The organism is Clostridium polyendosporum, from assembly GCF_018332455.1.
GTDB classification, from domain to species: Bacteria; Bacillota; Clostridia; order Clostridiales; family Clostridiaceae; genus Clostridium_AY; species Clostridium_AY polyendosporum.
Window position 1 is genome coordinate 38792 of sequence record NZ_BOPZ01000014.1, and the last position, 21299, is coordinate 60090.

The 21299-nt window shown below is 30.3% G+C and carries 22 protein-coding genes; 18 read left to right on the forward strand and 4 right to left on the reverse strand.

Features of this window, described 5'->3' with window-relative positions; all coding sequences use genetic code 11:
* Window positions 1-37 precede the first annotated feature (37 nt).
* The gene (locus CPJCM30710_RS09260) at window positions 38-937 is read left to right on the forward strand and encodes a 3'-5' exonuclease (protein ID WP_212903893.1); all 900 of its coding nucleotides are present in this window, start codon (window positions 38-40) and stop codon (window positions 935-937) included.
* Window positions 938-950: 13 nt separating this feature from the next.
* Here the strand turns inward: CPJCM30710_RS09260 and CPJCM30710_RS09265 are convergent, their stop codons facing one another.
* Complete coding sequence (locus tag CPJCM30710_RS09265) at window positions 951-1430, reverse strand: hypothetical protein (protein ID WP_212903894.1); 480 nt, start codon at window positions 1428-1430, stop codon at window positions 951-953.
* 228 nt (window positions 1431-1658) lie between these two features.
* Between CPJCM30710_RS09265 and CPJCM30710_RS09270 the strand changes: the two genes are divergently transcribed.
* Window positions 1659-2075: a CBS domain-containing protein gene (locus CPJCM30710_RS09270; RefSeq protein ID WP_212903895.1), complete on the forward strand. Its 417-nt coding sequence runs from the start codon at window positions 1659-1661 to the stop codon at window positions 2073-2075.
* A gap of 223 nt (window positions 2076-2298) precedes the next feature.
* On the opposite strand, the gene CPJCM30710_RS09275 is transcribed toward CPJCM30710_RS09270, so the two are convergent.
* Window positions 2299-2958 (reverse strand): DUF1292 domain-containing protein, encoded by a 660-nt coding sequence (locus CPJCM30710_RS09275; protein ID WP_212903896.1) that lies wholly within the window; start codon window positions 2956-2958, stop codon window positions 2299-2301.
* A gap of 12 nt (window positions 2959-2970) precedes the next feature.
* Window positions 2971-3624: a PspA/IM30 family protein gene (locus CPJCM30710_RS09280; protein WP_212903897.1), complete on the reverse strand. Its 654-nt coding sequence runs from the start codon at window positions 3622-3624 to the stop codon at window positions 2971-2973.
* Window positions 3625-4005: 381 nt separating this feature from the next.
* Between CPJCM30710_RS09280 and CPJCM30710_RS09285 the strand changes: the two genes are divergently transcribed.
* Window positions 4006-4278: a hypothetical protein gene (locus tag CPJCM30710_RS09285; protein ID WP_212903898.1), complete on the forward strand. Its 273-nt coding sequence runs from the start codon at window positions 4006-4008 to the stop codon at window positions 4276-4278.
* 449 nt (window positions 4279-4727) lie between these two features.
* Window positions 4728-5891 (forward strand): 30S ribosomal protein S1, encoded by a 1164-nt coding sequence (rpsA, locus tag CPJCM30710_RS09290; RefSeq protein ID WP_212903899.1) that lies wholly within the window; start codon window positions 4728-4730, stop codon window positions 5889-5891.
* Window positions 5892-5955: 64 nt separating this feature from the next.
* On the opposite strand, the gene pyk is transcribed toward rpsA, so the two are convergent.
* Window positions 5956-7374, reverse strand: coding sequence for a pyruvate kinase (gene pyk, locus CPJCM30710_RS09295; protein WP_212903900.1), 1419 nt, complete (start codon window positions 7372-7374; stop codon window positions 5956-5958).
* 274 nt (window positions 7375-7648) lie between these two features.
* Between pyk and CPJCM30710_RS09300 the strand changes: the two genes are divergently transcribed.
* The 14 genes from CPJCM30710_RS09300 (at window position 7649) to rodA (ending at window position 21293) form a co-directional block, all read left to right on the forward strand.
* Entirely contained in the window at window positions 7649-9109 is a 1461-nt protein-coding gene (locus CPJCM30710_RS09300; protein WP_212903901.1) for an aminoacyl-histidine dipeptidase, read from the forward strand.
* A 105-nt stretch (window positions 9110-9214) separates the two neighbouring features.
* Entirely contained in the window at window positions 9215-10033 is an 819-nt protein-coding gene (locus CPJCM30710_RS09305) for a PHP domain-containing protein (protein WP_212903902.1), read from the forward strand.
* Window positions 10034-10264: 231 nt separating this feature from the next.
* Entirely contained in the window at window positions 10265-10957 is a 693-nt protein-coding gene (locus tag CPJCM30710_RS09310) for an SPOR domain-containing protein (protein WP_212903903.1), read from the forward strand.
* Window positions 10958-11108: 151 nt separating this feature from the next.
* Window positions 11109-11369: a DUF4321 domain-containing protein gene (locus CPJCM30710_RS09315; RefSeq protein WP_212903904.1), complete on the forward strand. Its 261-nt coding sequence runs from the start codon at window positions 11109-11111 to the stop codon at window positions 11367-11369.
* Window positions 11370-11380: 11 nt separating this feature from the next.
* Window positions 11381-11950, forward strand: coding sequence for a Maf-like protein (locus tag CPJCM30710_RS09320; protein WP_212903905.1), 570 nt, complete (start codon window positions 11381-11383; stop codon window positions 11948-11950).
* A 40-nt stretch (window positions 11951-11990) separates the two neighbouring features.
* A complete protein-coding gene (gene radC, locus CPJCM30710_RS09325; RefSeq protein ID WP_212903906.1) occupies window positions 11991-12677 on the forward strand; it encodes a RadC family protein in 687 nt (228 codons plus the stop codon).
* A gap of 18 nt (window positions 12678-12695) precedes the next feature.
* Window positions 12696-13715: a rod shape-determining protein gene (locus CPJCM30710_RS09330; protein ID WP_212903907.1), complete on the forward strand. Its 1020-nt coding sequence runs from the start codon at window positions 12696-12698 to the stop codon at window positions 13713-13715.
* Window position 13716: 1 nt separating this feature from the next.
* Window positions 13717-14562, forward strand: coding sequence for a rod shape-determining protein MreC (gene mreC / locus CPJCM30710_RS09335; RefSeq protein WP_212903908.1), 846 nt, complete (start codon window positions 13717-13719; stop codon window positions 14560-14562).
* 12 nt (window positions 14563-14574) lie between these two features.
* Window positions 14575-15075: a rod shape-determining protein MreD gene (gene mreD / locus CPJCM30710_RS09340; RefSeq protein ID WP_212903909.1), complete on the forward strand. Its 501-nt coding sequence runs from the start codon at window positions 14575-14577 to the stop codon at window positions 15073-15075.
* A gap of 8 nt (window positions 15076-15083) precedes the next feature.
* On the forward strand, window positions 15084-17939 hold the full coding sequence (locus tag CPJCM30710_RS09345) for a penicillin-binding transpeptidase domain-containing protein (protein ID WP_212903910.1): 2856 nt from the start codon (window positions 15084-15086) through the stop codon (window positions 17937-17939).
* A gap of 188 nt (window positions 17940-18127) precedes the next feature.
* Window positions 18128-18760, forward strand: a complete 633-nt coding sequence (gene minC, locus CPJCM30710_RS09350) for a septum site-determining protein MinC (RefSeq protein WP_212903911.1) — start codon at window positions 18128-18130, stop codon at window positions 18758-18760.
* Window positions 18761-18778: 18 nt separating this feature from the next.
* Window positions 18779-19576 carry a septum site-determining protein MinD gene (gene minD / locus CPJCM30710_RS09355; RefSeq protein WP_212903912.1) on the forward strand — a complete coding sequence of 266 codons (798 nt, stop codon included), beginning with the start codon at window positions 18779-18781 and terminating at the stop codon, window positions 19574-19576.
* A gap of 11 nt (window positions 19577-19587) precedes the next feature.
* Window positions 19588-19854, forward strand: a complete 267-nt coding sequence (minE, locus tag CPJCM30710_RS09360; protein ID WP_212903913.1) for a cell division topological specificity factor MinE — start codon at window positions 19588-19590, stop codon at window positions 19852-19854.
* Between the two features lie 311 nt (window positions 19855-20165).
* Window positions 20166-21293, forward strand: a complete 1128-nt coding sequence (gene rodA, locus CPJCM30710_RS09365; RefSeq protein WP_212903914.1) for a rod shape-determining protein RodA — start codon at window positions 20166-20168, stop codon at window positions 21291-21293.
* Window positions 21294-21299: the final 6 nt, after the last annotated feature.

Here is a 21299-nt window from a genome sequence, read left to right on the forward strand (position 1 = left end):
AATTATATTATGAGTAAATTTTGAGGGGATGTAAGCTATGGGATATGTAATCATAGATTTAGAGTTTAATAATTTAAGAAATATAACTAAATACTATCCTAACATTTATGAGGAACACAGTGAGTTAAAGAATATAAGTCTAGATAATGAAATAATACAAATAGGTGCGGTTAAGCTTGATAGAATGATAAATAAAATTGGAGAATTTAAAAGATATATTAAACCATCAGTATTTAAAATTATAAATCCTAAGATAACTCAAATTACCGGCATTAAGCAGGAGGATTTAGAATATGGTGTTTCATTTTGTGAAGCTATGGAAGAATTTAAGAAGTTTGTAGGTAATGACTCGATAATTTGCTCTTGGGCAAAGGATGATATTGCTGAAATAATAAAAAATGCTATATATCATAAATATAGTAATATAGATTGGTTAAGGGAATATATAGATATTCAAGAGTATGTAACCAAGGTACTAGCACATAAAAAATGTTTAAGTCTAAAAAGTGCTCTTGAGGAGTTAAAGATTAGGATTGATGAATCTAAGCTTCATGATGCCCTAAATGATGCTCTTTATACATTTGAGGTATTTAAGAGATTGTTTAATGGAAGAATAGTAAAAAATTATATTGTAAGAGATATTTATAATATGCCAGCAATTATGATAAAAGATCTACAAAATTACCATATAGATAATACTAAAGTAGAATTTAAATGTCCTAAGTGCAAGATTGAGGTTGCCATTGAAAAACCATTGAAACTCTTTAATTGGAGGTTTATGGCTATCGGTAAGTGTCCTAAATGTAATAGTAAGATTCTTCAAGAAGTTATGATTAAAAGAACTTTAAGTGGAGAAGAAGTTTATAATAACATTAACACTGTATTAAATGATTTAGAATATATGGATTATTCCTATAAATTTGAGAAGGCAAACTGAAAGAGTTTGCCTTTTAATTTGAAAAATATGCGACAGCTAAGATAATATCACCCTTTCTAATGATGGAGATCCCTGATTTTGTAAATTTAGTATTTAATATTTGAGATTTATAATTTTCATATAGAGTATATGCAATAAGCCTTTCATCTAACATATAGGGATATATATAAACCTGCCTGTATATGCACGCTGTGTTTCCCGTTTCTTTTTTAGGATTTATAAAATTAGGTTCAATTTTGTTTAATCCAATTGCTAGATTAACAGCATAAATATAAGATAATTCCTTTAATTTTTCTTCTGTAGAAAAGGGAGGGAGATTATATTTCTGTCTTATATCATTAATTTGTTTAAGGCATCGTTTATCTGATTCATAGTACTCAAATATACCAGTAGTATCGTCTTTTTTTAGGCTTTCAATAGATAAGTTAGTAAGTTTATATTGTATATGAAAATTATAGCAATGTTTAGGTGCATAATAACTAACTAAAGGCATATAATCAACTCCAATTTTAAATTTAGTGTTAATAAAAAATATAGAGATTATGCAAAATATATAAAGAAAAAACAATAATTTATTTAAATGTATTAAATTGTAAAGAAAGTTAGGTAAAAATTAAGAAATTGAAAATATTGTCCTAAAGTATAACATTTACAATAAAAATATGATAATATAATATTGAAGAGTCTCTCAAACAATATAATAGATTAGAAAGGAAAAAATATGAATATAGCATTTTTTCTAACGCCTAAGAATGAGGTTATTTACGAAAATATTGATTCAACTATGAGACAGGTTATGGAAAGAATGGAACACCATGGCTACACAGCTATTCCTATCATAGATAAAACGGGGAAGTACGTTGGTACTCTTACTGAAGGTGATCTTCTTTGGAAACTTAAGAATACACCAGAGTTAAATTTTAAGGATACCAATAATGTTAAGGTGAGAGAGATTCCAAGAAGGGTGAATCACAATAGTGTTTATATCGATGCAGATATAGAAAATATAATATCCTTAGCAGTGTCTCAGAATTTTGTGCCTGTAGTGGACGATAATGGAATTTTCATTGGAATAATTAAAAGAAGTGATATAATAAATTACTGTTTTAAAAGACTTAAAAGTCAAATAGATAATTAAGAATTAGTAGAATTCAATAAATATATTATAGACACTTAAATTTAGTTAGAAAACCAGTATTGAAATATCAACATAATGTTCAATACTGGTCTTTTATGCTGTCATTTCACGAAGTGAAATCTAAGAAGAGTGAAAATGTTTGATGCCCTTTCACTCTTCTTAGTTATAAAATGTATGCATAATATAAACTTATAGGATGAGTTATTCTTGTCACAGCCTCTTTTTATAGATTTGCTGATTCAAGTGTCTCTACAACAAAATCAAATTCTTTGGAATCTGTAATTTCTCCATAACTATCTTCTGAAATGCCAGGGTAATAGTAAAGTATAAACTTATCATTGTTATCAAAAAGATTTTCAATTATAATGTACTGTCGTTGAAGTTCACAATCCTGTAGTGTAGCAAGAACCTTATATTTAGACGCTCTACCATTATTGTTATTTGTAAGTTCTAGAGTGAAATTATCATGATAAGTTATATTTATTTTTTCATGATCGCATTTTTTTATAAGTGAATTTCTTCGGCAGCCGAGGCAAGTGTTAAAATTACATTCTTTTATGCAATTTAAGCAAGCGCACTTCGAGCACTTTTCCAGTTGATCAAAGTCTTCACTATAATCTCTCTTATAGGAGGTTAATAAAGTTTCATATTTATTACCTCCAAACAATCCTTTTAAAAAAGAGCTTTTTGTATTTTCACTTTCTGCACTTTCTAGAAGATTAATATACTTTTTTAGTACATCTTTTTTGGAATAATATTTTCTTATTTTTAAGGTTTTCTCTGAAAGAAAGGGTGCTACGTTGTCTACAGCATAAGAAATATCAATATATACCTTACCCCAACGGTCTTTATCTTGCTTAATGAATTCTAAGTCTCTACTCATAACAGTCACCTATTATTGCTTGTTTTTATATTTTTCAAGTTCAAGATCCAAATCTACTGATTCAAGAGCTTCAAACTCCTTATCTAAGTTATCAATATCTTTTAATTCTCCAAGACCTTCAGCAAGAGATTCTTTTCTTTGAATCTTTCTTTCTATATCATCAATAGAAATTGAATTGTTTTTAGTTTGTACATTAGCGAGTATTTCATTAACCTTCTTAGAAGCTTCAGCATTATTAAATCTGGCAGCAGCTTCATCTCTATAATGCCTAGTTTTTTCTATTTCTTCTTCCAGAGCTCTTAGGTTTTTCTTTATATGCTCAGCTTTAGCAGCTGCTTCATTATAACTGCTTTTTAATGATTCATATTTTTTATCTAATTCAAGTTTTCTTTGAAGAGCCTTTTTAGCTAATTCTTCATTACCTTTTGAAAGAGCGAGCTTTACCTTTTCATCGTAATCTGCTGATTCTTTTTTTGAAATGTTCATCTTCTTTTCAATTTCATGAACATTTCCAAGGATTTGAGCTGAAGAAAGTTTTGCCTTATTTAAGTTTTCTTCCATATCTCTTATTTTTTGATCTAATAGCTGAATTGGATTCTCAACATTGTCTAAAGTATCATTAACCTTTGCTTTGAAAATGTTCGATATTCTTGAAAAAAGTCCCATAAAAATTACCTCCAAAATTATTTTCTTCTCATAAACTTTTTGATTAATTTTATTAATATTATGATAATAATAAAAATTATAAAAATCTTAATCATAGTGCTCACTATATTATAGGGAGAACTATAAGAGTAAAATGGTCTTGTAAAAAATGATGAATTGCTTCTCCCAAAGGACCAAGGTATTGGTATTGGAATATAGCTCTTCTTTGATTCTTGATAGTTTGGTGGCTGGGAAGGTGAATTTGAAGATGATCCTGATTTATAATCACTACCACTCGAACTACCTGAGTTTGTAGAATTAGAGAAAGAGCCAGATTTATAACCGCTTGTAGATGATTTTGATCCACTATTTATTTTTGATGGCGAGGAACTGCTTGATGAATTGGATCCTGAAAAGGAACCTGATTTAAATTTACTACTGGAGGATTTTGAAGAACTAAAGGAAGAACTAGACTTAAATCCTCCAGATGATTTACCCCCTTTTGAAGCAGCATACGCAATGGTTGTATTGTTGCCTGTACCAAAAATATTTAAAGCATCAATTGAAAAACTAGCAAATGTAAATATAAATGTAAGAACTAAGCCAAATAAAAAGCGCTTTTTATTTTTATTGATATTAATCACCTCCCCAAAGATATCGGATGCGATGTTTTAATTATATAGTATTATATACCATATAACAACATTTGAAATAATACATATTGGTGTAAAATATACCATTTTATGCGTGGGTATTATGATACCTTTTTATTTCTTTAAATATCTTCATTTTTCTTATGCGTTTTGTTATAGATACACACTTTCATAATTGAATCTATATTAATGAAAAAGAATTGCATGTAGAGGTTATTTTCATTAATCGTTTAAGGATTGAAGTTATGTATCTTTACAAAGTTACATTTATTAATATGTAGTATTTATTACTCTTAGCATTATAAAATATTTTAGTAAAATTAATACTATTACTAGAATTATAACATACTGTTTTAAAAATTATAATTTGTTTGAATAAATTAACCAATGTATCATAGAACGTTGTTGTGTAAAATTATTTATTACGATAAAATAATTTATAGAAAATTATGGATAAATCAGGAGGATATCATGGAAAAAGAGCAATTTGAAGATATATCAATGGATAAGGTGATGAAGAATTATGACTTTAATAAGATTTATACTGGAGAAATTATAAAAGGAAAAGTTATTAAGGTTACAGATGAAGAAGTCTTCGTAAATATAAATTATTTTGCTGATGGAATAATTTCAAAGTCAGAATTATCTGAGGATAGTGATATTAAACCATCAGATATTATTAGTGTTGATGATATTATAGATGTAATGGTATTAAGTGCTGATGATGGAGAAGGAAATGTACTGCTTTCTAAGAAGCAAGCTGACGCTGTGAAGGTATGGGAAGATTTATATAATGCAGAGAAAAATAGCGAGTTAATATCAGTAATTATTAAAGAAGAGGTTAAAGGAGGGGTTGTAGGTTACTATAATGGAATAAGAGTATTTATGCCAGCTTCTCAAACCTCACTTTTGTATAGAGATAACTTAAATGCAATGGTTGGACAGAAGTTTGATGTAAAGATAATTGAACTTGATAAGAATAAGAATAAAATAGTAGTTTCAAAAAGAGCAGTTGAAAAAGAAGAAAGAGAAAAAGCTAAGGAAGTTTTATGGAAGTCATTAAGAAAGGGTGAAAAGAGAAAAGGTAAGGTTGTTAGAATTGTTAAGTTTGGAGCTTTTGTTGATATTGGGGGGGTTGAAGGACTCATTCACATTTCTGATTTGTCATGGAAAAGAGTAAGTGAACCTTCAGAGATAGTCTCAGTAGGAGATGATGTTGAGGTATTTGTTCAAGATTTTGATGAGAAAAAAGGAAGAATTTCACTTGCACTCAAGGATGTATCTAAGAATCCATGGGATGATATTCATATAAAATATAACAATAATACAATTGTTGAAGGTAGAGTTACAAAGTTTATGAACTTTGGAGCTTTTGTTGAAATAGAACCAGGAGTAGAAGGACTTGTACATCTTGCAGAAATATCACAAGAAAATATTGCAAAACCGTCTGATGTGCTTTCTATAGAACAGATGGTAAGAGTTAAAATATTAGATATTGATGAAAAAAATCATAAGATTAGCTTAAGTATTAAGGATGCAGTAGAAACTTCAAAAGAATATTTAAAATATAATGATGAAGATAATGGAACTAATTTAGCAGATTTATTTGGTGATATATTTAAAGACTTAAAATAATAATTTTAAATATATTAATAAAGATAGGTTTATAACCTATCTTTATTTGTGTTGTGGTTTTATATTAAACTTTTTCAATTTTTAGCATATTTGTTCCACCAGTATGGGATGTCGGCATACCTGCTGCAATTAATATGGTATCTCCTTCGGTGGCAATATCATTTTCTTTAACTACTAATTTAGCCTCTTTTATTATTTCATCAGTAGTAGAAAACATCTGACAAAGTTTTGGTTTTACTCCAAAATTTAGTACAAGGCTTCTCATTACTTTTTCACAAGGAGTAATAGCTATTATAGGGCAGCTTGGTCTGTATTTAGATAAAAGTCTTGCTGTAGCTCCACTTTGGGTTGCTGCCACTATAGCTTTTGTAGGAAGTTTTAGAGCTGTTTTAGCAGCTGAGTAACTTATGGCATCACCAAATGCTGAAAGACTAGGTTCTCTTAATTTATTTATAATATTTTCATAATCTAAATGTTCTTCTGTTTCTTTTGCAATCCTTGACATAGTGGAAGCTGCTTCAATAGGATAATTTCCAGACGCACTTTCGCCACTAAGCATTATTGCATCTGTTCCATCAAAAATAGCATTACAAATATCACAAGCTTCTGCTCTTGTAGGTCTTGAATTTCTAATCATTGAGTCTAGCATTTGTGTTGCTGTAATTACTATTTTTCCAGCCTCATTACACTTTTTAATAATTGACTTTTGAATTAAAGGTACTTTTTCAATAGGAATTTCTACTCCCATATCACCTCTAGCAACCATTATACCATCTGCAACTTCAATTATTGAATCTATATTATTAACGCCTTCTTGATTTTCAATTTTTGCAATTATTTTTATATGGTTTCCTCCATTTTTATCTAGGATTTTCCTAATTTCTAAAACATCGGTTGACTTTCTTATAAAGGAAGCTGCAACAAAATCTACCTCCATTTTACATCCAAATATTAAGTCATCTATATCCTTTTCGGTTATAGCTTCTAATCTTATGATGACATTAGGTACATTAACTCCTTTGTGATTTTTTATAGTTCCTCCAACTACAACCTCACAGATGATTTCTGCACCTTTTACGTCATTTACTCTAAATTCTAAAAGTCCATCATCTACAAGTATACTGTCTCCTGATTTAATATCTTTACATAATCCATCATAAGATATAGAACATTGTTTATTATCACCTAAAATTTCTCCATCACATCTAAAGGTAAAAGGATCACCTTCGTTCAAAGCTACACCATCATTTATAAAATTATGAGTTCTAATCTTAGGTCCTTTAATATCTAGAAGTATAGCTGTAGGCGTATTTAGCTCTTCTCGAAGCTTTTTTATAAGCTGAATTTTCTTTTTATGATCCTCATGAGTTCCATGAGAAAAATTAAGTCTTGCAGCAGTCATTCCAATTTTTATAAATTCTCTAAGTATCTGCTCTTTTTCACTAGCAGGGCCAATTGTAAAAATCATTTTTGTTTTTTGCATATAACCACCTCATTATAAGTATTTACTATACTTAAAATTATATTAATCTAAAATTTTTTGTTAATTTTAGGATTAATTCCTTGATATTTGAGGAAGTGAAATTCGCTAAGACTCAGCAGGCTCGATGCTTGGTCACTTTTATTTATTTGTAAATTTATTCTATGATAGTATATATGTTAAGTTATTATGTAAACTAGAATATTGTAGTATATTACTATATAATATTTTATTATAAGTTTATTTTACCATAATTTTCTTGAAAGGAAGATGAACTATGGAAATATTAGCAGATTTGCATCCAAGAGATGTATTTAAGTATTTTGAAGAAATTTCTGCAATTCCAAGAGGATCAGGCAATGAAAAACAAATTAGTGATTATCTCGTAGGGATTGGAAAAAAATTAGGATTAGAAGTTATTCAGGATTCAGCATTAAATGTTATTATAAAGAAATCAGGCACATCAGGATATGAAAATGCACCAACTGTTATACTTCAAGGTCACATGGACATGGTATGTGAAAAAAATAAGGATACTATACATGATTTTCAAAATGATCCTATAAAGCTTACAATAGATGGGGATTATATTTATGCTACAGGAACAACTCTTGGTGCAGATAATGGTATTGCTGTAGCTTATGCATTAGCTATTCTTGCTTCAAATGATATTGATCATCCCCCATTAGAGATATTTATTACTACTGATGAAGAGACAGGAATGGGCGGTGCCATGACTGTTAATCCACAGCATCTTAAGGGGAAAATTTTAATAAACTTAGATTCAGAAGAGGAAGGGTATCTTCTTGTAAGCTGTGCAGGCGGAATAAGAAATAAGGTTTCTTTAGATATTCAATGGGAAGAGCCTAAGGAGAAGAATTTAGTTCTCTTAGAAATAAGAGTAAGAGGGCTAAAGGGAGGACACTCAGGAATGGAGATTAACCGGGAAAGAGGAAACTCGAATAAGATTATGGGAAGAATACTTATTGATTTACTTCAAACCATAGATTTTAGATTAGCTTCATTAAATGGTGGATCAAAGAATAATGCTATTCCTAGAGAGCACGATGCAAGGCTACTAGTTGAAAAAGACAAAGTTGAGTTAGTGAAAGAAAGAATAGAGTTCTGGAATAAAACTCTTAAAAATGAGTTAAGTACATCTGATTCAGGTATCAGAGTTGAGTGTGAGGCTTTAGATGAAAAATATGATAAAATATTCTCAAAGTATACTACTGAAAATGCAGTAAAACTATTGTATTTAATACCTAATGGAGTAAATACAATGAGCATGGATATTGAAGGGCTTGTTGAAAGTTCTACTAACTTAGGTGTTGTAACCACAACAGATATTTTGGTTGAATATGACAGTTCCGCAAGAAGTTCTGTAGGTTCATTAAAAGAGGAACTAATAGTAAGAACAAGATTAATAGCGGAACTTCTTGGGGCAGAACTTTCCACTACAGGAAATTATCCGGAATGGAAGTATAATGCAAATTCTAAAATAAGAACTATATGTCAAAGGGTTTATAAAGAAATGACAGGAGAAGATGCAAAAATACTAGCAATTCATGCAGGACTAGAATGTGGATTATTTACAGAAAGATTAGGGGCAGATGTGGATATGATTTCTTTTGGACCAAACATGTATGATGTTCATACTCCAAATGAACACTTAAGCATATCTTCTGTAAAAAATGTGTGGGACTTCTTATTAAATGTATTAAAAGAATTAAAATGACAAAATAATATTAAAGGGATGACTAAAGGTCATCCCTTTAATACATTTATAGTAACACAAATTCATAAATTAATAGAGAGATTAGAATAAGCTAGGGGTGAGTTTATGGACGTTATAAAAGCAGATTTGCACATGCATACAAGAGCTTCGGATGGTACTCTAACTCCAGAGGAAGTTGTAGATAATATAAAGCAAGGAGACATAAAACTTTTTTCAGTTACGGATCATGATACTATTGGAAGTATTACAAAGTTAAAGGAACTTGCAGCACTAGAGGGAATAAAGTTTATACCAGGAGTAGAAATATCAAGCATCTATAAAGGAGAGTTGCTTCATATTTTAGCTTATAATTTTGATGTTAATGATGAAAAACTATTGAAGCTTATAAAAAACAATGAATATCTTCTTCAGAAGAAGGATGATGATTCTATAAAAATGCTCATAAAACATGGTTTTGAGCTTGATTATGATGAATATCTAAGTTATGAACATGAACCTGCTCGAGGAGGATGGAAAACCTTAAATTTTTTGATTGATAAGGGTGTATGTAGTGGTGTAGAGGAGTATTTCGGAAAAGTATTTACAGAGGAAAGAATGCTTATATTTCCAAAGTTTCCTGAGCCCAAGGTGGTAATTGATACAATAAAATCTGCAAGAGGCATTCCTGTTCTTGCTCATCCTAGATATTCAAAGTCCCAGTTTGATTTATATGAAATGCTTGATATGTTTAGAAATTGGGATATAGAAGGTGTTGAGTGCTATCATCCACATCATGACAACGAGATTACAAAGCGCTGTGTTGAATACTGCGAAAATCATGGTCTTTTAATTACTGGAGGATCTGATTATCATGGTGGATTATTATCTACAAGAAGTTTAGGAAAACCGGAGTTTTATACTTATATAAATTTATTGGATAAATAATGTTTTTTATAATAAATAGTATTTATAGAGAAATATAATTTGCTTTGATCAGTTGCCATTTCACAAAGTGAAATCTAGCTAAAACTGAGCAGGCTTGAGCCTGTTCAGCTTTATTATAAACTCATTGAATAAACTCATTCAATATACTTTTTATTTTTTTATTGTCATATATTTATTAAAAAATAAATAAAAATATCTATGAAAACAAAAAAAGGTGGGGGGTGTGATGCGGTGAAATATACAAGGTATGATTTGAGAAGGAGAAAAAAGGAGAGTAGTAAAATTTTTGTGTTTTTTGGAATGATAATAATTACTGCAGTGATTGTTGGAACTATTTTAGCGAAAATAATTTTTAATGGAAATATAGTTCCGAAAAAAAGCATAGCACCAATTAATAATTCCTCTATACAAAATAGTAAGGAGGAAGGTTTAAGTTTTATTTTTGTTCAATGTGGATTTTACGCTAAAAAAGAAAATGCTGAAGAGGTAAGAAATCAATTAAAGGAACGGTATAATACTTTTTATTTAATAGATAATGATAAGATACGAGTAGGTGTTTATTTCGGTACAGCAGAGGAGGCAGACAAGCTTTCTAAACAACTTACTACAGAGGGAATAAACAATTTGAAAATAACCTTTCAAGTTGCAAAAAAAGATTTATGCACTAGTGAAATTGGAGAAATGGTAAGTGGATATCTACAAATACTTCATAAGTTAGAAGAAAAAGATGTGAAAAGTGTTAAGACTTCAGAGTTTAAAGCATGGACAAATAGTCTTAAAGAAGATTCAAAAAGTGAAAATATAGAAGTTTTTAGGGAGTTCAAGAAAAATATTAATGAACTCCCAGAAGAAATTAGTAGGGAAAATTTAGAAGGATGTTATAATGCAATATTTAAAGTGTTAAATCCATTTAAAGTTAGGTGAATGATATTATCAAAGAAGCTTTGGTTATTTTGCCATAGCTTCATTTTATTTACAATAAAATAAAAAAGTTTTAAAAAAAATTAAAGACTCTTGTTATGAAGAATATTAAGTGATAAACTATATAAGATGTAATTGCAAGGTGGGGGTAAGCTTGAAATCAGGAGATAAAGGTATAGGAATTTTAATACTTATGATATTTATTGGACTTTTAATAGGAAGTCTTTCTGGAGAATTTTTAGCGATAAAATTTTCAGAACTATCTTTTTTAAAGAATTCCTATCAAATTGGACTTCCAACGCCAGTAACTTTAGATTTAAAAGTATTTATTTTAACAATAGGTTTTATGTTTAATATAAATATTTTATCAATTATTGGTGTGATTTTGGCTATAACACTCTATAGAAAATATTAGGATGTGATATCTTGAGGATAATACTTGCTTCTGCATCAGAAAGAAGAAAAGAACTTTTGGTTAGAATTATAAGTGACTATGACATCATAGTATCTGATTTTGATGAAGATAAAGTGCCTTTTAAAGGAGATGTATCTCTATATGTTAAAGAGTTATCTTTGGGGAAGGCAAAGGATGTGGAACAAAAGATTAGTGAACCTTCTATTATTATAGCAGCAGATACAGTTGTTAGTTTAGGAGGAGAAGTCTTAGGAAAACCTAAGACTGAATTACATGCTTATAATATGCTAAAAATACTCAGTGGAAATACTCATCAGGTTTATTCTGGTATAACTATTATAAATACCAGCAATAAAAAAACTATATCTGAGGTAGTTTGTACTGATGTTAAGTTTTCTAAACTCACTGATGATGAAATTAATAAGTATATAAGCACAAAAGAGCCTATGGATAAGGCTGGAGCTTATGGCATACAGGGGTTTGGAGGAGTTTTTGTTGAAGAAATTAAAGGTTGCTACTATAACGTAGTGGGACTTCCTTTAAATAAATTAAATAGAATGCTAAAGGAAATATATATTTAAAAAGGGGATCGAAGGGGAATTAAAGAAAAGGAGAACAATTATGAAAGAATACCTTAAGATTATAGATATTCCCCAGAATGAACGACCTCAAGAAAAGCTTATGCGATATGGTGCAGAATGCTTAAATAATCATGAACTTTTAGCATTAATATTAAGAACTGGAACTTCAAAAGAGAATGTTATTTCTCTTAGCTTAAGAATTTTAGAGCAGGTTGATGGATTAAATGGGCTTCTAAATGCTTCCCCCAAAGACCTTATGAAGGTAAAAGGTATAAAAGAAGCAAAAACTGCACAAATTTTAGCTCTTTGCGAGCTTTTTAGAAGATTCAAAAGTTTTAAATCAGGAGAAGATTTAAAAATAACTAATCCAAAGGCTGTTGCTGATCTTGTAATGAACGATATGATATGTCTTAAGCAGGAGGTTTTAAAGCTGATAATGCTTAACACTAAAAATGGTGTAATAGCTATTAAAGATGTATTTAAAGGAAGCTTAAATTCATCTATAGTCCATCCAAGAGAAGTTTTCTTAGAGGCTATAAAAAAGAGTGCAGCTTCAATAATAATATGTCATAATCATCCTTCTGGAGATCCAACTCCAAGTAAGGAGGATGTTAATATAACCTTGAGGATAAAAGAATGTGGAAAACTGATAGGAATTGAGTTAATCGATCATTTAATAATAGGCGATCGAGAGTTTATAAGTTTAAAGGAAAAAGGAATAATTTAAACTGAAAGGGGAATTAACATGGGATTATTTGGAATGACTAAGGATATGGGGATTGATTTGGGTACCGCTAATACCCTTGTATATGTTAAAGGAAAAGGAATTGTTTTAAGAGAACCTTCAGTTGTTGCAATTAATAATGTAACAAAGAGGCCACTGGCAGTTGGTGCCGAGGCAAAACAAATGATAGGTAGAACACCAGGTAACATTGTTGCAATAAGACCATTAAAGGATGGAGTTATTGCTGATTTTGATGTAACTCAAATGATGCTTAAAAAGTTCATCGAAAAAATCACTAATAAAAGTGCTTTTACTAGCCCAAGGATAATAGTTTGCTTTCCATCAGGTGTGACTGAGGTAGAAAGAAGAGCTATTGAAGAAGCAACAAAGCAAGCTGGTGCTAGGGAAGTTGTGTTAATGGAAGAACCGATGGCAGCTGCTATAGGGGCTGGACTTCCAGTAGATGAGCCAACTGGAAGTATGATTGTTGATATTGGTGGAGGAACTACGGAGGTTGCTGTTGTTTCCTTAGGTGGAATAGTAACAAGTAAATCTTTAAGAGTCGCTGGAGATGAATTAGACCAAGCAATAATAAGTTATATTAAAAGAGAATATAACCTAATGATAGGTGAGAGAACTTCTGAACAAATAAAGATGGAAATAGGCTCAGCATTTGCTACTGAAGAAGAAGAAGAAAAAACTATGCAAATTAAAGGAAGAGATTTAATATCAGGACTTCCGAAAACAATAGAAATAAATGAAGTACAAATAAGAGATGCCTTAAAAGAACCAGTAGCTGCTATTATAGAAGCTATAAAAACTACATTAGAAAAGACACCACCAGAATTAGCAGCAGATATTATGGATAAGGGAATAATGCTTGCAGGTGGAGGAGCTTACCTAAGAGGTCTTGATGTTTTAATTAACCACGAAACTCATATGCCTGTACATATAGCAGAATCACCTCTTGACTGTGTAGCTCTTGGAGCAGGTAAAGCTCTTGATAAATTTGATTTTATAGCACAACAACAAAGAGGATAACATGAATTTCTTAAGAAATAAACTGGCAGTAACTGTTATAGTACTGTCAGTTAGCTTTTTAACAATAATTAGTTATAATGTCAAGAGGGACAATGGAAGTTATATTGCAGGTGCTACAGGTGCAGTTTTAAACCCAGTACAGGAGGTTACTTATACATTTGGAGATAAAATAAAAGGTAGTATGAGTTTTATCTTTAATTTTTCAAAAGTTAAAACAGAAAATAAAGAATTAAAGAAGAAAAATATTGACTTAGAAAATAAATTAATAGAATATAACAACTTGAAAAATGAAAATGACAGATTAAGAGGTATGCTTGACTTTAAAAATCAAAGAGCTGAGTATAATTATATTGGTACTCATATTATAGGGAAAATAGGCGGTAGTATATTAGATGGATATATAATTGACAGAGGTACTAAGGATGGTCTGACAAAGGATATGGTAGTTATTTCTCCAGAAGGATTAGTTGGTCAAATAATAGAAGTAAATATTAATTGGTCAAAGGTACAATCTTTAGTAAATGAAAATCTTGCAGTAAGTGCATTAGTTCAAAGTACTGGAGAAACTACTGGAATAGTAAAGGGATATAAGGATAACAATAATCTTTTAGCTAAAATACATTTTCTTCCACTAGATTCTGAAATAAAAGAAGGAGATATAATTACAACATCAGGTCTTGGAGGACTCTATCCTAAGGATATAAGGATTGGTCAAGTAATATCTATAGAATCAGATGAAATTAAGGTTATGAAAAGTGCTATTATTAAACCATATGTTGATTTTAATAAGCTTGAAGAAATATTTGTTGTAGTACCTAAAGAAATTAGAGGGGAAGTAAGGTATTAAGAGGGTAAAAATATGAAAAGATTTATATTGGCATTAATATGTATTATACTTTTAGTTCTTGATAATAGCGTTATGCCCTTTTTTGCTATTAAAACAGTTTATCCTAGTCTTTTATTTTGCTTTATTCTTTCCTACTCTATAATAAATGGTATGGAAGAGGCCGTAATTATAGGAGTTTTCAGTGGACTTTTACAGGATATTTATTTTTACAAATTTTATGGGGTAAATGCTTTTATAAATCTCTTCATTTGCCTTATAGCAGCTTATATTGGTGAAAATATCTTTAAACATAAAAGATTTATACCAGTATTTTCAGCATTCTCTTTAACAATATTAAAGTATATTATTATATTTATAATGTTATATTTATTAAAGGTAACAATGATTTTTGACAGTAGGGTATTAGTTAGTGCTATTTATAATATGTTAATTGTTTTCTTTATGTATAAAAGAATATATAGATTCTCAAATAGAGATTATATGAAGGAACAGTGGAAATTCAATAAAAAATAGGTGATTATATGAACAATGCAAAAAAAAAGAAAAAGATAAACAGATTTAATGTTATGATAGTCATCATGTTTATAATTTTTTCTGCAATTATTTCAAGACTCATATACCTTCAAGTTTATAAGTATGAAGATTATAAAGATAGAGCTAATACATCAGCAAGAAGATTTTTGCCTGAAAAAGCTCCGAGAGGAAAGATATATGATGTTAACGGTAATTTGCTTGCTACAAATATACAAACATATGTATTAACTTTTACTCAAACAACTGAATCTTATAATAATTTTTACTTAACTATGAGTAAGGTTTTTAAGTTGTTAGATGAAAATGGAGAAAAACAGCAAGATGACTTTAAATTAGAGATTAATGATAAGAATGAGCCATATTTTGATTTTAATGTTTCATCAGATGATTCTAAACGAGCTTTAGAAATAAGATTTAAAAGAGATAGAGGGCTTAATGATGAATTAAAGAAGAAGCTATTTCCTAGAAAACAAGAGGAGTTAACAGAAGAAGAGGAATCAAAGATTGATGATGAATTAATGAAAATGTCTGCAGATGATACCTTTTATTATTTAGTTAAATTCTATAAACTTTATGGCTTGTTAAATCCTTCAGATGATGAAGCAAAAAAGTTTAATAAAATGAGCGGAGAAGAAATAACGGCAAAGCTTTTAGAAAAGTATTCTATGGCTGATATTAGAAGATATATGCTTGTTAAAGATGCTATAAAAATGCAGAGCTTTTCAGGTTTTAAGCCTGTAACAATAGCTAATATTAATAAGAAAGATACAGCTTTTATATTCTATCAAAAACTTAATGATCTTCCTGGCATAGATGTAACAATGGAACCTACGAGAGAATATCCTTATGGATCATTAGCATCATCCGTTTTAGGTTATGTTTCCTCTATTGATAGTAGTAAGAAGAATAGATATGAAGAAAGAGGATATGATGTTTCTACTGATTTAATCGGTAAGGCAGGAATTGAATCTGCCTATGAATCAATTTTAAAAGGAACTACAGGAGGAACTACTGTTAAGGTTAACTCGCAGGGAAGAAAGACTGAAGAGTTATTTAAACTGGAGCCAAGCCCCGGTAAGAATATACAATTGACTATTGATAAAAATATTCAGTATGCAGTAGAGAAGACACTAGAAGAAAGACTGAAGTATGTTAGTACTCAAGTGTATAGTTCAAGTGGCTATAAAATAAGCAAAGGCTTTAACGCAACAAGAGGCGCTGCTATAGCTATTGAAGCTAAAACTGGAAGAGTATTGGCTTTAGCAAGCTATCCTGGCTTTGATCCAAATATATTTTCACAACCAGGAGCTTTAACGCCAGAGTTATCAAAGCAATTTTTTTCTCCTGATTATGAGTCCTTTGCAAAGCAGTTTATTGCAAAGTATAATCTTAATAAAACTGTTGATGATTTGTTTCCAAAGGATAATAATGGTGCAAGACAAGATAAATATGATATATATCCAAAGCCGTTTTATAATTATGCAACAATGGGATTGATTCCGCCAGGATCAACCTTTAAGCCATTAACTTCCTTGGCAGCTTTAGAAGAAGGTGTAGTAACTCCTAGTGAAACTATGGCTGACCGTAAGTATTTTAACACTCATCCGGATATTTTGGGTTCTTGGGCCCCAGCAGATGAACATGTACATGGTATTGTTGATTTAAAAAGAGCTTTGGCAGTTTCATGTAACTTTTATTACTATGAAATGGCAGTGAGAATGTATTTAAAAAATGGATCAGATAAAAATGCATTAAATACAATAGCTAAATATGCTTGGAAGCTTGGTATGGGAACTGATCCTAATAGTAATGAAAAGGCTTCTACTGGAATTGAAATTGGAGAGAGTTTTGGTCAGACTTATAACTATGACTATTTTAAAAAACTAGCATTATATTATCAACGTTATGAATTAGTTGATGCATTAGAAAAAGGAACATATGGTTCATATTCTTTTGTACCATTAGATATTATTAGTAATGAAGATGGCGATAGTGATAAACTTAAAGATACTAAACAAAAAATTAAAGATGCTATAATTAATTTTATTGATAATAGTGATAGTACTAAGATAAATTCAAAGAATTTAAATAAACTTAATTCTGATCTAAAACCATTGTTAGATGAACTACAAGATAATTCTAAAATATTTAATGGTAGAATAAAAGAATATAATTCTACTGGAAAAAAGTATTCTCATAGCGCAGTTATAGCTGCTATAGACCAATTTATATATGATAAAAATGGAGCAATTAATACACCTGCTGAGCTTGTTAACGCATCTATAGGTCAAGGAGCAAATAATTTTACTTTAGTGCAACTTGCAAGCTATATTTCAACAATTGCTAATGGTGGTACACGATATAAAGTACATCTTGTGGATAAAATAACAGATAGTAGCGGAAATGTAGTTGAAGAATTTAAACCAGAAGCTTTAAATAAAATTGATATAAAGCCTTTAAACTTGCAAGCAATAAAAGAAGGTATGTGGATGGTAAATAATGCTTCTGGAGATGGTACAGCAAGTAATCATTTTATTAATTTTCCAATTTCTACTGCAGGTAAGACAGGTACAGCTACTTATAGAACTGATGAAGAAGACTATGGAAGAAGTGATTATGGAGTTTATGTATCATTTGCTCCAGTAGATAATCCACAAGTAGTTGTAGCGGCAGTACTCTATGATGGTTACCAAGGAAACATGGCAGCACCGATTGCAAGGGCTGTTTATGAAACATATTTTAGGGATGAAATAAAACAGCAGTTTCCCAACTACCAACCAATGTTTCCTTATACGCTTAATCCACCACTAGAAGATAAAAAGGATAATAGTATAAAGCAATAACTTCAGAGTGTAACTATATGGTTAAACATAAAGTTACACTTTTTTCAAAATTAGAAAAATTTCTGTAAAAAAAAACCTTTTAGATATGTCTAGTAAAGTATATAATAGAAATATGAAAGAATAGAAGGAATTTCTGCGGCTTTTGTTGAACAATAAGAGAAGAAGGGGAGTTACTTTGGAGGTTTTTTATGTTTGATGAGGGGATATTCATAAAGGGAAATAAGGAAGGCATAAATGCAGTTATAAATATGGACAAATTTAAAGATTTTGATGAAATGCTTGAAAATTTAATAGAACGCTTGAAAACGGGAAAAAAGTTCTATAAAGGAGCAACTTTGACGCTTACTACAGATCTCAAGCATATTAATGAAAGACAAATGAGAAGATTAAAGGATATCCTTTTTGATGAGATACTAATTAAGGATTGCATCTTTAATGATAAAGAAGAAAAAGATGGTAAAGCATTTTCAGGTATTTATGAGGGAAGAACAAAGTTTCTAAGAAAAACTGTAAGAAGTGGCCAGAGTATTAATTATCCAGGAAATATAGTTATAGTAGGGGATGTTAATTCAGGTGCTGAAATTTTTGCAGCCGGTAATATAATTGTACTTGGTAGTATTAGGGGACATGTTCATGCTGGAACTAATGGCAATATAAAAGCTATTATTGCAGCATTTTCTCTTCAACCGGAAGTTCTTCAGATTGGTAGATTTATCACCATATCACCGGATGGAGATAAGCCGAGTTATCCAGAGGTAGCTAAAATTAAAGATGGAGAAATTATTGTTGAGCCATACGTACCTAATAAATACATATATTAGCATGGAGGGATTTTTAAAATGGGAATATCTATAGTTATAACTTCAGGAAAAGGTGGCGTTGGAAAAACTACTACTACAGCCAACATAGGAACTGCGCTTGCCGCTTTAGGTAACAAGGTTGTTGTAGTAGATGGAGATACAGGGCTTAGGAATCTTGATGTACTTATGGGATTAGAAAACAGAATTGTTTATACAATCATAGATGTTATAGAAAACAGATGTAGAACTAAGCAGGCATTAATCAAGGATAAAAGATTCCCGAATTTATGCTTACTTCCAACAGCTCAAACAAAGGATAAAAATGATATAAGTCCTCAACAGATGCTTAAGCTAGTAAATGAGTTAAAGGAAGAATTCGATTATGTATTACTTGATTGTCCAGCAGGTATTGAGCAGGGTTTTGAAAATGCAATTGTTGGAGCCGATAAGGCTGTTGTAGTTGTTAATCCTGAAATAACATCTGTAAGAGATGCTGATAGAGTTATAGGTAAACTTGATGCAAGGGGGTTAGATGATCATCAAGTTATAATTAATAGACTAAATTATGAGATGACTCAAAAGGGAGATATGCTTGATATTCCTGACATTATAGAAACATTATCTGTAAAGCTTCTAGGTGTTGTTCCGGATGATAGAAATATTACTGTATCTACTAATAAGGGAGAACCAATCGTACTAGATGAAAAGGCTTCAGCAGGACAAGCATTTAGAAATATAGCTAGAAGAATTACTGGTGAAGAGATTGCTATAATGGATTTAAGTAATGAATCTTCAGGTTTTCTAAGTTCGCTTAAGAAGCTTTTTAAGAGAAAATAGGGGGTGAAAGTATGGACTTTCTTAAAATGTTTTCAAGTAAGCCAACTCCTAAGGAAGTGGCAAAGGATAGGTTGAAACTTATACTTATTCATGATAGAGGGGATTTAGCTCCGGAAATTTTAGAAAATATAAAGAAAGAGATATTAGAAGTACTTTCAAAATATGTTGAAATAGACAATGAGGATGTAGATATCGCAGTTACAAAGTGCAGTGAAATTGAAGGAAATTCACCAGCATTAGTAGCAAATATTCCAATAAAGAATATAAAGGGAAGATAAATTTTTGTTTATAGATACACAACTTCATAACTGAATTGTTTAAGGAGTGAAGTTGTGCATCTTTATTAAGTATGTAGTATTGTAAAGGGTTCTACTTTTTTACTTGCTATCTTTTCACAAAGTGAAATCTGGCTAGAAATGAATAGGTTAATACCTATTCATTTTTACTTGGCACCATTTCGTAAAGTGAAATATGAATAAAACTGAACAGGCCCGATGCCTGTCTGTTTTATTAACAACTTTTTCATTTGGTTTTTATTTAATATAAGCTATAATAATTTTATTGAATATAAAATTTCGGAGGTAGTACCATGTTAGAAAAATTAAAGATGGATACCAAGCTTTTTAAAGAAATAGATTTTAGTATCCTCTTTGCAACTATATCCATAGTTTTATTTGGAATAATTAATATTTATTCTACAACAAAATTAAGTTATGGTTCTTTCTTTGCAAAAAAGCAGTTAATATGGTTTGTAGGCTCACTTATAGTTCTTTATCTTATTTTACTCTGGGATTATAATCTTTTAGAAAATCTTGTACCTATATTTTATTGGATATCAGTAGTTTTGCTTATTTATACTAAGTTTAACGGTGCAACCATAAATGGTGCAACAGGATGGATTAGAATTGGTGGTTTTTCCATGCAGGCATCTGAGTTTGCGAAATTAGCGATTATTCTAATGCTTGCTAAAAGGCTTCAGGAAATGGATCTTAAGATTAATAATCTTAGAAATTTTATGATATTGACTGTGTATATTTTAATTCCTGTTGGTCTTATAGTTATTCAACCAGATATGGGAATGACTATGGTATGTTTTTTTATAGTCTTGGGAATTTTTTTCTGTGCAGGATTAGATATGAAGATAATAGGTGGAGGTCTTTTTAGTCTTGTTTTAGGTATTATAGTGGTTTGGAATTCGGGGGTTATACAGGATTACCAAAAGAGAAGACTTACTTCCTTCTTAAATCCAGAAGCAGATGAATTAGGTTCAGGGCTTCAATTATTACAATCTATGATAGGTATAGGTTCTGGAGGATTCTTTGGAACAGGTTTAAATTTAATGGAAGGTTCATCTCCTAGTTATGTCTCTCAATTTGTTCCAGAAAGCCAGACGGATTTTATTTTTGCAGTAATAGGAGAGCATTGGGGAACTATGGGAGCAATAGTTCTACTGATACTTTATGGGATACTCATATATAGATTTATTGTAACTGCACGTCAGGCAAAAGATATTTTTGGTTCAGTAATCTGTGTAGGGTTGTCATCATACTTTTTGTTTGGAATACTTCAAAATATTGGTATGACAATAGGGCTTATGCCAATCACGGGAATAACTCTTCCTCTAGTAAGTTATGGAGGAAGTTCTCTACTAACAACAGTAATGTCAATAGCTTTAATAATGAACATAGGGATGAGAAAGAAAAAAATAAATTTCTAGTAGAAA